The organism is Pseudomonas sp. GW822-FHT07A10, assembly GCF_058798795.1.
The window spans coordinates 1-12873 of sequence record NZ_JBXAKV010000008.1 but is presented as its reverse complement, the minus strand read 5'-3'; the positions used below and the strand labels follow the sequence as shown (position 1 = coordinate 12873).

The window sequence follows — 12873 nt, the reverse complement described above, 5'->3', positions numbered from 1 at the left end:
GACAGCACGACGCTGGTCCATTTCCGAGGGATGCTTAATGTTTTACGTGCAACGCGATGCGCAAGGTCAGTTAGTGCGCGTGGAAGCCACGGCCTACGCCGAGGCCACGGAAACGCTGCCGGCCGACCACCATGAAATCCAGGCCTGGTATGCCCACGAAGTGGTGGAGACCAGCCTCAAGCAGCTCAAGCAGAGCGACCTGGAGATGATTCGGGTACTCGACGACTTGATTCAGGTGCTGACCCAGAAAGGCGTGATCCGCGTCACCGACCTGCCGCCGGCTGCGCAAGCCAAGCTCATGGACCGGACCCAGGCACGTGAGGCGTTGGGCGGGTTGAGCCAGTTGATCGATGATGATGAGACGGGGTTGATTTAACCCCTGACGCCGATCATTCCCACGCTCTGCGTGGGAATGATGAGCGGGCTACTGCCAAGGCTTCGGCTCACCCAACAGCTGCCCCTGAACCCCATACAACCCCATCTCGCGAATCACCGACAACTCCCCTTCGGTCTCGACCCGCTCGGCAATCAACGGCAAATCGATGCTGTGCGCCGCTCGCTGAATCGCCTCGATGAACAGGCGCTTGTCGCTCTCCTGATCAATCGCGCGGATGTAACTGCCGTCGATCTTCAGATACGCCAGCCCCAGCCGCGCCAGGTTGCCGATCATGCTGAAGCGCCCACCAAAACGCTGCAGACTAAGGGAGAACCCAAGCTCGCGCAGACGCCGCGTCAGCTGTTCCAATACCGCCTGCTCGGGCAGTTGCTCTTCGCCGATTTCCAGGGTCAGTCGTTCGCCAAGATTCGAATGCTGACGCAGGATATCGAACACTGCGTTCAGCGCCTGCGGGTCCGCCAGTGTCGCCGAAGACAGGTTCAGCGCCAGCGACTCCTCATGGTCGACCATCTGCTCGAGCACCAGTTCCAGCATCAGACGGTCCAGCCGCGCGGTCCAGCCGAAACGCTCAAGCCATGGCAAGAAACGCCCGGCGGGAATGGTCTGGTCCTGCTCGTCGAGCAGGCGCGACAGCACTTTGTAATGCAGTACCAATTGCGTGTCGTGGCTGGCCACCACCGGCTGGAAATACAGCTCGAAACGCTGCTGGTCCAACGCCTGATCCAGCAGGGTGTGCCAGGCATGGTGATCGTCGCCAACCCGCGCCGGCGCACCCTGATCGAGGCATGCCCAGCTCGGTTCGCCCTGGCTTTCCGCCTGGGCCAGTGCCTGATCCGCCAACCCGATCACCGCTTGCGGCGAGTCGCCATGGGCAAACGGCGCCAACCCGATCGAAGCCACCGAAGCCACGTCCGTGGCGCCCGTCGCATGCAGGCTCCCCAAGGCACTTTCGAGGTTACTCGCCAGTTGCAGCGCTTCTTCACGCACCAGCCCCGGCGCCAACACGGCGAATTCCCCACCACGAATCCGCGTCACGAGGTTCTGGGTTTCCGGGTACTTGGCGCATTCTCGGGACAACTGCTCGCCGACCGCTTTCAACAATTCATCGGTACGCTGACCGCCCAGCCGCTGGTTCAACCCGGCCAGATCCTTAACCCGCAACAGCAGCAAATAACCGGAGCTGGCCTGCTCCGAATTGTTCACTCGCGTGTTCAGTTGCATTTCGAAATAGCGCCGGTTGGCCAAGCCGGTCAGGTTGTCCTGATAGGACTCGGCGCGCAGCTTTTCACTGCGTTCGGCCTGCTCCTGGAACAGCGCCTTGAGCTTCTCGACCATCTGGTTCATGGCCTGCACCACCCGGCGCAGTTCCGGGGTGCGCGGCAGTTCTGGCAGGCTTAAGAATTCCCGGCGAGCAATGGCATGGGATTGCTTGACCATGTAGTCCAGCGGCTTCAGTTGCCGACGCAGCAACAACGCGCCCAGCACCGCACTCACCGCGCCACAGAGCAGCAACCAGCCGAGGCTGCCCAACGCGCTCTGCCACAGCTTGGCCAACGCGAACATCGGATGGCTGACCACCTCGACCCGCGCGGCCTGCTCCCAGCCACGGCTGACAATCGCATCGCCACCGGCCGGCTCCAGGCCGATCAGTTTGACGAACCAGTCGGGCACGTTGGTGACCGCCGGGATGCCGCTGCGCTCGACAATCGTCTTGTCGTTGGCCAGATCGACCACGCGGATGCTCGCGTAGTAACCGCTGTCGAAGATCGAGCTGACCAGCAACTCGACCATTGCCGGGTCGTCGATGTTCGGCGTCAGGGACAGCGCCAATGCCGTCGCGGCGTCCTGGGCGTGAGAACGCAACTGATTGACGTACTGGGTGCGCGAGCTTTCCAGACTGACCATGAAGCTGCCGGTGAAGGCGACCACCAGGAACAGACAGATAGCGATCAACAGCTGTTTGAACAAAGACATCTGAGCGCGTGCTCCTAGTTAATCGTCTCGACCGGGAAACCTTCGGCCTGCATTTTCTTCAACACGTCCTGCCAGCGAGACAGGCGTTTGGTGTCTCCGACCTTCTTGTTGCCCTTGGCACCCGGCAGCCACAACCCTTCGGCATTGAAAGAGTAGACCGGCAGCAAATCGGTTCGCTGGTTGGCGGGCTTGATCGCATCGATCAGGCTGTCGAGCACCAAAGGCATGGCCTCGGGGCTCGCGTAGTAGGTCAGCACCATGTGCGCGCGGTTCAGTCGCAAAGCCTTGACGTAGGTAATGCGCAGTTTGTCACTGGAGACACCAAGATGACGCAGGCTGAAATATTTGGCGATAGCGTAGTCTTCGCAATCGCCGGCGCCCTTCCACAAGGCTTCGATCGGTGTTTCCCAATAATCGACCTCGTGCCACAGGTCGATGTCTTCTTCGTAGCGCATCTGCTTGTTGAAGAACCGGTTGACCACGTTGAGCTGCTCCAGCTCGCCGACCTGTTTTTGCGTAGCCAGCAACTGCTGCCAGGCATCGATGCGCTGCCGCCCTTCACCCAAAGGTCCGTACAATGCCTGCGCGCGACGGCTGATCAGCGAGAAATCCCAGTCGGCATGCAGCCCGCCCAGCATGACGCCGGCCAGCAGCAGTGCGCAGCCTAGCCAGCGCAAAGTCCGAGGGATCGCGAAACGTACCGCCAATGCGAGGCATCCAGGTCAGGCAGATGGAAAATCTGCTTGATGGTGAAGGTTAGTCTGCTAAAAGACAATGGCACGGTGAGATCACTGCCAACACGCTAAACTTGAATGGCAGGAGCAATAAAGGGATCGCAGGAGCTGCCGAAGGCTGCGATCTTTTTGATTTTCCGATTGTTTGACAACCCGTCAGGCAGTCACTAGTGTCCATTTGGATCCAAATATTTCAGCCAATCAGGGTGCGTTTGTCGTGACACAGAAGCCCAACCCTCTCAGCAGCATCAAGGTCAATGGGCCGATTCCCGCTCATTTGGCACGCTCAGTGATCGAAGAAACCCTGCGCGCAGCCATTCTCGACGGTCGCATTCCCTGCGGCACAGCCCTGCGTCAGCAAGACCTCGCCGACCTGTTTGGCGTTAGCCGCATGCCGGTGCGCGAAGCCTTGCGCCAGCTTGAGGCGCAAGCGCTACTCAACGTGATCGCCCATAAGGGCGCTGTGGTCGCACCGTTGGTACAGGGCGATGCAACAGAGACCTATGAGTTGCGGATCCTGCTGGAGTCCGAAGCCTTGCGTCGGTCGATCCCCCTGCTTGAAGACGCCGATTTCAAACAGGCTGCACGCTACATCGACGAGTTGGAAACGGAACACGACTACACCGAGATCGGCCGGCTCAATCGCCTGTTCCACATGGCGCTTTACCACAAAGCCCCCAACCAGCGGCTGCTGAAACTGGTCGAAGACGGGTTGAACGAAGAGGAACGCTTCCTGCGCTTCAACCTGGAAGCCATGGGCCTTGGCAAACTGTCCCAGGAAGATCACCGAGCGTTGTTGCGGGCCGCCGAGGACCGGGATGTCGAACACTCGGTGATGTTGCTCGAAAACCACCTCAACCGGGGTGTCGAAGTCATCACGCACTACCTCGCGAGCCCTGAGGCGCAGCGCAGGAAAACCTCGAAGTAATCCGTGGCGACAGCTCCGAGCGAGTCATTGAACGGCTCGCCTCGATTTCTGGCTGATCCGCACCTGGACTGCTCAACGAACAAACCTGCTTACAAATCCCCCTTTCGCCCACACCGCGCCGGTGTGCAGCGACTTCATGCCAACTCCCAAAGCCCTGTCACCCCCGAGCCCGATAATTGCACCGATCAGATCATGCAGGGGTGATAGCGAGCGCCGTGAATTACGCTCACTCTTGAGCTGCCAACGAATAATGACGGGCGACGCACCGCACCCCGGAGCAGTCACCCGCACCACAAGAACCAACGGAAGGAGTCTTGTCACGGGAAAGGAAGAACCGGCGTCGCTCCCAGCCAACTTCCACCCCCTCAGATCACATCAATGACCCAAGTAGAAAGTTGCTTCGAGTGAGGCATTCACTCTTTATTTGAATTTTGGCTTATATACGCCGAAAGGAGCAACTACGCCAAAATAAAACTTTATACAAAAGTCTTATTGGAACTTGTCGCGCCTGAGAAAATTGAACTTTCAATTAATTAAAAAAACACTTGCCCGACACTTTATTCATGCATTAGTTTTTCTCCGCCGCCCATAAACACCGGGCCAAGCACTACTCAGCGATTGCATAACCCTAAAAAGCATCAATTCAATTGAGGCACCCGCTCGCCAATAGAAAACTTCAAGCAACCGTTACTTATTGATCAACACCCCCTCAACGGTATTCCAGATTACTTATAGGCTCGCTCATGAAACCGACTAAAGATCGTCTTAATCAGAAGAAAGCAGAACTTAGTGCGCACCCGATCTTTTCTGAAATACATTCGTTATCGGTGCTTCAACACTTCATGGAAACCCATGTGTTTGCAGTGTGGGATTTCATGTCGCTGACCAAACGCCTGCAACAGGAACTGACCTGCGTTCAGCTGCCCTGGCTGCCGCCACGAGATCCGCAGGCCGCGCGTCTGATCAATGAGATCGTGCTCGGTGAAGAGTCCGATGATCGTCCCGCCCAAGGTCACTACAGCCATTTCGAGTTGTACCTCGATGCGATGCGCGAAGTCGGTGCAAGCACAGTCGCCGTCGAACGCTTCGTGGCGTTGCAAAAAGAAGGCGTGAGCTACGACGTGGCCTTGCAAAGCGTGGACGTCGACCCGGCGGCCGCACAGTTCGTACGCCACACCTTGCACACCGCGTTGCATGCGCCGGGACACAGTGTGGCGGCGGCGTTTCTGCACGGCCGCGAGAGTGTCATCCCGCAGATGTTCCAGCGGATTCTCGACGACTGGGGCATTGGCATCGAACAGGCGCCGACCTTCCGTTACTACCTGGAACGGCACATCGAAGTCGACTCCGAAGACCACGGCCCAGCGGCGGAAAAACTCCTCGCACGCTTGGTCAATGGCGATCCGCAGCGCGAAGAAGACGTATACGCCAGCGCCATCGCCGCCGTGGAAAGTCGCATCGCGCTGTGGGACGGCTTGCGCCTGAGCATGAGCGAACCGGTTGCCGAGGTGAACGCATGAACGCCGCCGACTATCAATCCTTCGCCGACGCCTGGGAAAGCCGCGCAACCATTCGCACCCGCCCCCGGCGTGTGCTGGAGAACGACGACAAGCTGATCTATCCACTGAGCCGCCAGCCGCTGGTGCTGAGCGAAACCTTCCTGCGCGAATGCCCGGAACAACGGGACTTCGCCCTGGTACAGACGCTCTACAAGTTCATCAATGACGTGGTGATTTTCGAAACCGAGATCGTCGACAAGACCGCCCGCAGCATCGCCAAAAACCGCTTCAGCGTGGCGTTCCCGTTCGCCTGTCGCTACGACGCCATGACCGTGGTGGTGGACGAGGATTACCACGCCCTGGTGGCCATGGACTTCATGCAGCAGACCGTCGCCATGACCGGCATCACCCCCATCGAACTGCCGGATGAAATAGAACTAAGCCGTGCCATCCCGGCGGCCGTGGCCCTCGCACCGGAACACCTGCGCAGCGCCGTGGAGCTGATCTGTGTGGCCATCGCCGAGAACACCGTGACCGGCGATGTAGCGGCGTTCGCCAAGGACGACACAGTCAAGCAATCGATCAAAGGCCTGATGGCCGACCACTTGCTGGACGAGGGCCGTCACTCCGGGTTCTGGTCGCGGCTGGTGCGCATCTACTGGCACACCGCAAGCGAAGACGATCGCCAGTGCATCGCACAAATCCTGCCGGTGTTCATCGGCCATTACCTGACCAACGACATCCAGAAGTCCTTCGACTTCCGCCTGATCGACGCCTTGCAGATCAGCGACGTGGTGCGTCAGGCCCTCAAGAGCGAAGTGTCGGGGCTGGCCTTCCCGATCAATCGCCATCACCCGCTGGTCGCCAACATCGTGCGGTTTTTCCGCAGCAGTTCGCTGCTCGATTCACCGTGCGTGCAAAGCGCCCTGAGCGACTACCTGGTTTAACGAGGAGAACATCATGAGACGTCTCGATATTTTGCTCATCGGGCAAAGCCAGGCCCTGACCGAACTGGCGCTGGAGCTCGAACAACACGGTCATTCACTGGCGCGACTTGCGAATGTGGAAGAATCGCCGCCGGGCCTATTTGATTTGCTGATCGATGATGCGAGCCTGCCATTTCGGGACTTCGGCAATGCGCCGCACCTGATGCTGCAAGTGGGTGTCGGGTTGCCGGGAGCTAGCGGGCTGCCACCGCTGGACCTGCTGTGCACGTACAACTCGACGCCGTTGAGTCGCGTGCCGGTCGCCGAAGAGTTGTCCGGCAACGGCCAGGCATTGCGCCTGCGAGCGGTGGCCGATCTGGTCGATCATGTGGCGCTGCTGGTCAGCCGCTTCTCCCGGGATGCCGACTATTTCCTGCAGGCCAAGCCGACGATTTCCGCGCACTTCGAGCAGGTGGAAAACCTGCAGTTTTTAGAGCACCTGGCCTTCGTCCACCGCCTCAACAACACGGCAGAACCACGATTGCTGCAACTTGGGCAGATCCCGATGATCGAGCGGCTCGAACAGCGCTTCATTCAGTCTGCCGAGCGTGTGGCGCTGAGCATCGCCGGCACGTCGCTGAGCTATCGAGAACTGCACGCCCACAGCCGCGCCATCCAACAGCGATTGCAACCGTTGCTCGATCAGCATCAAGGGCCTCTGGTGGTCGGAGTCTGCCTGCCAAAATGCAGTGCGTTGTATGCAGGGATTCTGGCGATCCTCGGCAGCGGCGCGGTGTACCTGCCGCTGGAGCCCAGCCACCCGCTGCAACGTCAGCAGTACATTCTGGAAAACGCTGGGGCGGTGTTGTTGCTGCATGACGGAGAGCATCCACTCAGCGAGACGATGCCGGGGCTGGACATCAGCCGTATCGACAGCGGCGATGTGAACCTCGATCAACCCTTGATGCGCCAACGCCCCGATCTCGACGCGCCATGCATGGCGCTCTACACCTCGGGCACCACAGGTCACCCCAAAGGCGTGCTGCTCAGCCAGGCCAACCTCGCGCACTTCACCGCATGGTACGCCGACTACGTGCAGCTGACCGAACAGAGCCGGGCGTTGCAGTTTTCATCGTTGAGTTTCGACTCGTCACTGATCGATATCTTCCCGACCCTGCTGCAGGGCGCAGAGCTGATCGTGCCCAACGAGGACCAACGTCGTGACCCGCTGCAACTGGTCGAGCTGATCCGCCACCAACAACTCAGCCATGCCTTTTTGCCGCCAGCCTTGCTGAGCATCCTGCCGCTGGATCAGTTGCAGGTCCTCGATCATGTGATGACCGGCGGCGATGTCTGCGAACCCTACGTAGTCCAGCAACTGACCCGCCAAGGCAATCTCTACAACCTCTATGGCCCGACCGAAGCCACGGTGCTGATCACCGCGCGGCAACTGCGTACCGGCGACAGCAACCGGACCCTCGGTGCACCGATTGCCAACAGTCAGGTGCTGATCCTTGATGAGGATTTGCAACCGGTGACCGAGCAAACCGTCGGTGAGTTGTACATCGTCGGCCCAGGGGTGTGCCTGGGTTACCTGAACAATCCGCAGCAGACTGCCGAACGCTATCTGAACCTGCACCTGCCGAACGGCCAGAGCCTGCGCGCCTACCGCTCCGGCGACATGGCCAAATGGACCGCCGACGGTATCGAGCTGTGCGGACGGCGAGACAATCAGGTGAAGATTCGCGGCTTTCGGGTCGAGCCGGAAGAGATCGAACGCTGCCTGCGCGACAGCCAGCTATACCGTCAGGTGGCGGTGGTCATCGATTGTCATCGACGGATTCTGGCCTTTCTCGCGCAACCCCAGGAAGCGCAACCCGGTGCCGCTCGCGAAGCCTTGAAAGCCCATGCCATGCAATTTTTGCCGGACTACATGCAGCCGATCGCCTGGACCGAACTGGCAAGCATGCCGTTCGCCAGCAACGGCAAGGTCGACCGCAAAGCACTGCTGGAATTGCCCGTCAACGTGACCGAAAACAGCCCACGGTGTTTGCCCGCCAGCGCCGATGAAGCGCTGTTGTTGGAAATCTGGGCTGAGCTGCTGGAGCTGCCCGCCAGCGACATTTCCACCGACGAAAGCTTCTTCAACCTCGGTGGGCACTCGATCCTGCTGTCGCGCATGCTCCTGCGTTTGCGTGAGGAGTTCGGCCGCAGTATCTCGATTAACCGCTTCATCGAACTACCGACGATTGCGAAGCTGGCGACGTTGGTGCGCGGCTCCGGGACCGAGGAAGTGTTGAGTGAAAAAGCCCTGGCCGATGCCTTCCGTGAACTGGACATCGAGCCGCTGCCGATCAGCCGAATGGGCGATGTGCACAAGGTGATCGTCACCGGCGCCAACAGCTTTGTCGGTGTGCATATCGTCGAAGCGCTGCTGGCCTGGGGCGCCAGCGAAGTGGCGTGCCTGGTGCGCGATGGCGGTGGGCAATCGGCGGCGCAACGCTTTGCGGATGCGTTGCGGGAAAACCGCCTGGAGCATCTGGACCTGAGCCGGGTGCAGGTTTACGCGGCAGACATCACTCGCCCGCAACTGGGGCTCAGCGAAGCGGTTTACGAACGGCTGGATCGAGAGTTCGGCGCACTGGTGCACAACGCCGCCAACGTCAATCACGTCCTCGATTACGAGTCGTTGGCGCGGGATAACGTCGAACCGATTTTCGAGTGTCTGCGCCTGTGTGAAGGACGCAGCAAGAAGATCTTCAACTTCGTCTCGACGCTCTCGGCGTCCAGCACGATTTCCGACGATGGCCGGGTCCTGGAGTTGCCCGCCGCGCAGACACCGCCGATCTACATCAAGAACGGCTACAACCTGTCCAAATGGGTCGGCGAGCGGATCCTCGAAAGGGCGCGGGAACGTGGGGTTCGGGTCAATCTTTATCGCCCCGGCAATATCAGCTTCAACAGCCTCACCGGCGTCTGCCAGCCCCACAAGAATCGCCTGATGCTGATGCTCAAGGGCTCGATCCAGCTCGGTCAGGTACCGGAGTTCGCACTGAATTTCGACCTGATGCCGGTGGATTTTCTCGCCCGTTTCATCGCCTTCCATGCCAGCCGTTACCAGGCCGAAAAAGCGGTGTTCAACCTGCACAACCCCGAACCCCTGAGCTGGGACACCTACGTGGCTTCCTTTCGCGAAGCCGGTCGGGAGTTCTCGATGGTCAGCGTCGCCGACTGGCAGCAGCAATTGGGCCGGGTCGACAGTGATAACGCGCTGTTTGGCGTGCTGGGTTTCTACCTCAACGGCTTCGAGGAAGACATCGGCGACATCTCGATGATCGGCCACGATAACGCCCAGGCCGGTGTACGGCAGATGGGCGCGCACTACCCGGAAAAATCCCCGGCGCTGCTGCGACGCGGCTGCGACTACCTCAAAGAAATCAACTTCATCTGATTCACCCCAACCCCGCACGGAGCAAAAACCATGAATACTCTGCAACCCGATACCCTGATCAAAAACCCTCAAGGCTGCCACGTTGTGTCTTCGGTGGAAGTACCGGCCGACGCGGCGCAAGTCTGGGCAGTGGTCGGCAACTTTGCCGGCTTCGACAAATTCATTCCGGCGCTGTCGCACATCGAGATGACCGGCGATGGCGTGTCGTCACTGCGCAAGAAATTCTTCAAAGACGGCAACCTGGTGGTCGAACAACTCAACTCCCGGGATAACCAGGCGCTGAACATGACCTGGACCACAATTTACAACACCTTGGGCGTGGCCAATTTATGGGCCGCGATGAGTGTGGAATCCTTGGGCGCAGACAAGTCGCGGGCGACCTGGACGATCATTGCCGAGCCGGCCCAGGGCGGCGCCGAGGCCCTGCCGGGGTTCAAGCAGTTCGTTCAGGGGTTTGCCGATGATGCGATGGGGAATGTGGTGAAGCTGTTTGTGTAGTGCTTCGGTTCAGCGGTGACTGATCTACCGCTATCGCAGGCAAGCCTCGCTTCTACAGGTTAGCTCTTGTAGGAGCGAGGCTTTCACGCGAAGAACGATAACGCGATCCTACTGACCTCAATCAGATCTTGAAGCTATCAACCAGTTGCTTCAAACGATTGGCCTGCTGGGACAGCGCATCACAATCCTTCAATGTTTCATTGAGGTTGGCCACGCTCTGCTGGTTCAGCAGGTTGATCTGGTTGACGTCGACGTTGAGGGTTTCGACCACGGCGGTCTGTTCTTCGGTCGCCGCGGCCACCGATTGGTTCATGCCGTCGATTTCGCCAATACGCTGGGTCACGCTGACCAGTCGCAGGCCGGCCTGGTTCGCCACTTCGACGCTCTGCTCGCTGGACACCTGACTGGCGTTCATCGTAGTCACCGCCTCGCGAGAACCGATCTGCAGCGAACTGATCATCTTGTGGATCTCTTCCGCCGACTCCTGGGTGCGATGAGCCAGGTTGCGCACCTCATCCGCCACCACCGCAAAACCACGACCGGCCTCACCGGCACGGGCCGCTTCGATAGCCGCGTTGAGCGCCAGCAAATTGGTCTGCTGGGAGATGCCTTTGATCACATCCAGAATGTGGCCGATGTTGTCGGTGCTCGCGTTCAGGGTTTCGATCTGCGTGCAGGACAGGCTGATTTTCTGCGACAGCTCGGTCATGGCCTGGATGGTTTGTTCCACCACCTGACGGCCGTCATCGGCCTGTTCGCTCGCGCCGCTGGCGTGTTGCGAAGCATCGGCGGCATTGCGGGCGATTTCCTGGGTGGCGGCGCCCAATTGGTTGATCGCCGCGGCCACGCTGTTGGTGCGGGCGCTTTGTTCGTCGGAGCCGATGATCGAAGCGTTGGACGATGCCATCACCCGTTGCGACAGATCATGAACCTGGCGGGTCGCCGAAGACACTTCGCAAATCGATGCGTGAATCCGCTCCACGAACTGGTTGAAGGAACCACCCAACTCGCCGAACTCGTCTTTGCTTTCTACGACCAGACGACGGGTCAGGTCGCCCTCGCCCTGAGCGATGTCCTGCATCGCACGGCCCATCGTGGTCAGCGGACGCATCAGCACGTTGATCAGCAAGCTCAGCAGCACGGCAATGGCGGTCACGGCGATAAACATCGCGATCAGCGCCGAGGTGCGGAACTGGCTCAGTGGTGCGTAGGCCTTGGCCTTGTCAATCGACAGACCGACGTACCACTCGGCATTCGGCAAACCGCTCACCGGTGTGAACGAGAGGATGCGGTCCTGCTTGTTCAGTACGACTTCCTGGATGCCTTTCTCGATACGGACACTGGAACCCGGATAGATGTCTTTCAGGTTCTTCATCACTTGGTCTTTGTCCGGACTGACTATCACCTGACCGTCGGCACTGACCAGGAATGCGTGACCGATACCACCGAAGTCCACCGAGTTGATGATCTTCACCAGGGTTTCCAGGCTCAGGTCACCACCGACCACGCCCAGCAGTTCGCTGTTCTTTTTCACCGGTATGGCAACGGTTACCACCAGCCCGCCGACCGCCGCCATATAAGGCGGGGTCAGCATGGTCTTGTCGGCGACCACGGCTTGTTTGTACCAGGGGCGCTGACGCGGATCGTAGCCGTCCGGCATCTTCGCGTCAGGGCGCTGGGTGAACATGCCATTGGCCTGCCCGACGTAGGTGAACTGGAAGTTCGAGGTGAGGGCCGGTTGATCGACCAGCCCCGGCAAGTCAGCATTGGCACCCTGATGGGCGACGTTCTGCGCGAGGTTTTCCAGGACCAGCACGCGGCCGCTCATCCAGTTCTGCACGCTGCTGGCAGTCAGGTCGCCGGCTTGCTCAACGGAGGACTCGATGTTTTGCCGAATGGTGTTTCGTTGCAGATAGTCGTTGTACAAAGTGAACAACGCAAACGCCAGCACCACGACGCCTGAAGCGGCCAGCAGGATTTTATGGCTGAACTTGAGATTCATTTCATGGGACTTCTTATGCCAAAAGTGGGGATGCGTTCCGGGTTGCAACATTCCATGTAACAGCGCAGACGGCATTCTGAAGCCGCTCTACTTTGGTGCACGCATGTGTCATCAGTCTTTCGGCACGAGCGGGAGAAAACTTAAGGATTTGTACAAAACGCGTCAGATAACCGCCGAACGGCGTACTAGAAGGGACGGATTATTGGGCTTACCGCACGTCATGATCGCGGGTTAGGTGTTTTGGCTGTGGTGTATCGATGAGGGGGGTCTATATCTGATGCTACTGGCTCGAAGGAGTAGCGAGACACGCAGACCTGGATTTGACCCGCTTCAGACTTAGACTTCTATAAGCCCAGAAAGACAAAACCCCTGTCTGCATAAGCAGACAGGGGTTTCGGAATTTAATCTTGACGATGACCTACTCTCACATGGGGAAACCCCACACTACCATCGGCGATGCATCG

Annotated in this window: 9 protein-coding genes; 6 read left to right on the top strand and 3 right to left on the bottom strand. The window is 59.2% G+C overall.

Annotation, left to right across the window (positions count from 1 at the left end; translation table 11 throughout):
• Positions 1-37: 37 nt before the first annotated feature.
• Positions 38-376, top strand: coding sequence for a hypothetical protein (locus AC1RL4_RS14895; RefSeq protein WP_019582912.1), 339 nt, complete (start codon positions 38-40; stop codon positions 374-376).
• Between the two features lie 48 nt (positions 377-424).
• On the opposite strand, the gene lapD is transcribed toward AC1RL4_RS14895, so the two are convergent.
• On the bottom strand, positions 425-2371 hold the full coding sequence (lapD, locus tag AC1RL4_RS14890; RefSeq protein ID WP_230175640.1) for a cyclic di-GMP receptor LapD: 1947 nt from the start codon (positions 2369-2371) through the stop codon (positions 425-427).
• Positions 2372-2385: 14 nt separating this feature from the next.
• Positions 2386-3078 (bottom strand): cysteine protease LapG, encoded by a 693-nt coding sequence (lapG, locus tag AC1RL4_RS14885; protein ID WP_019582914.1) that lies wholly within the window; start codon positions 3076-3078, stop codon positions 2386-2388.
• Between the two features lie 244 nt (positions 3079-3322).
• Here lapG and AC1RL4_RS14880 point away from each other — a divergent pair, with 244 nt between their 5' ends.
• The 5 genes from AC1RL4_RS14880 (at position 3323) to AC1RL4_RS14860 (ending at position 10407) form a co-directional block, all read left to right on the top strand.
• Positions 3323-4033 carry a GntR family transcriptional regulator gene (locus AC1RL4_RS14880; protein WP_019582915.1) on the top strand — a complete coding sequence of 237 codons (711 nt, stop codon included), beginning with the start codon at positions 3323-3325 and terminating at the stop codon, positions 4031-4033.
• A gap of 743 nt (positions 4034-4776) precedes the next feature.
• On the top strand, positions 4777-5553 hold the full coding sequence (locus tag AC1RL4_RS14875) for a DUF3050 domain-containing protein (RefSeq protein ID WP_493119627.1): 777 nt from the start codon (positions 4777-4779) through the stop codon (positions 5551-5553).
• Positions 5550-6479, top strand: coding sequence for a diiron oxygenase (locus tag AC1RL4_RS14870; protein ID WP_096481519.1), 930 nt, complete (start codon positions 5550-5552; stop codon positions 6477-6479). The genes AC1RL4_RS14875 and AC1RL4_RS14870 overlap by 4 nt, the downstream gene beginning before the upstream one ends.
• Before the next feature lie 13 nt (positions 6480-6492).
• The gene (locus AC1RL4_RS14865) at positions 6493-9909 is read left to right on the top strand and encodes a non-ribosomal peptide synthetase (RefSeq protein ID WP_230175641.1); all 3417 of its coding nucleotides are present in this window, start codon (positions 6493-6495) and stop codon (positions 9907-9909) included.
• Between the two features lie 30 nt (positions 9910-9939).
• Positions 9940-10407 (top strand): SRPBCC family protein, encoded by a 468-nt coding sequence (locus AC1RL4_RS14860; protein ID WP_028940403.1) that lies wholly within the window; start codon positions 9940-9942, stop codon positions 10405-10407.
• 121 nt (positions 10408-10528) lie between these two features.
• On the opposite strand, the gene AC1RL4_RS14855 is transcribed toward AC1RL4_RS14860, so the two are convergent.
• Entirely contained in the window at positions 10529-12409 is a 1881-nt protein-coding gene (locus AC1RL4_RS14855) for a methyl-accepting chemotaxis protein (protein WP_018930308.1), read from the bottom strand.
• Positions 12410-12873: the final 464 nt, after the last annotated feature.

What these genes read in the sequence shown, in the direction of transcription:
- AC1RL4_RS14895 (WP_019582912.1), top strand. Translation starts at nt 38, where the DNA reads ATGTTTTACGTGCAACGCGATGCGCAAGGTCAGTTAGTGCGCGTGGAA.
- lapD (WP_230175640.1), bottom strand. Translation starts at nt 2,371, where the DNA reads ATGTCTTTGTTCAAACAGCTGTTGATCGCTATCTGTCTGTTCCTGGTG.
- AC1RL4_RS14875 (WP_493119627.1), top strand. Translation starts at nt 4,777, where the DNA reads ATGAAACCGACTAAAGATCGTCTTAATCAGAAGAAAGCAGAACTTAGT.
- AC1RL4_RS14870 (WP_096481519.1), top strand. Translation starts at nt 5,550, where the DNA reads ATGAACGCCGCCGACTATCAATCCTTCGCCGACGCCTGGGAAAGCCGC.
- AC1RL4_RS14865 (WP_230175641.1), top strand. Translation starts at nt 6,493, where the DNA reads ATGAGACGTCTCGATATTTTGCTCATCGGGCAAAGCCAGGCCCTGACC.
- AC1RL4_RS14860 (WP_028940403.1), top strand. Translation starts at nt 9,940, where the DNA reads ATGAATACTCTGCAACCCGATACCCTGATCAAAAACCCTCAAGGCTGC.
- AC1RL4_RS14855 (WP_018930308.1), bottom strand. Translation starts at nt 12,409, where the DNA reads ATGAATCTCAAGTTCAGCCATAAAATCCTGCTGGCCGCTTCAGGCGTC.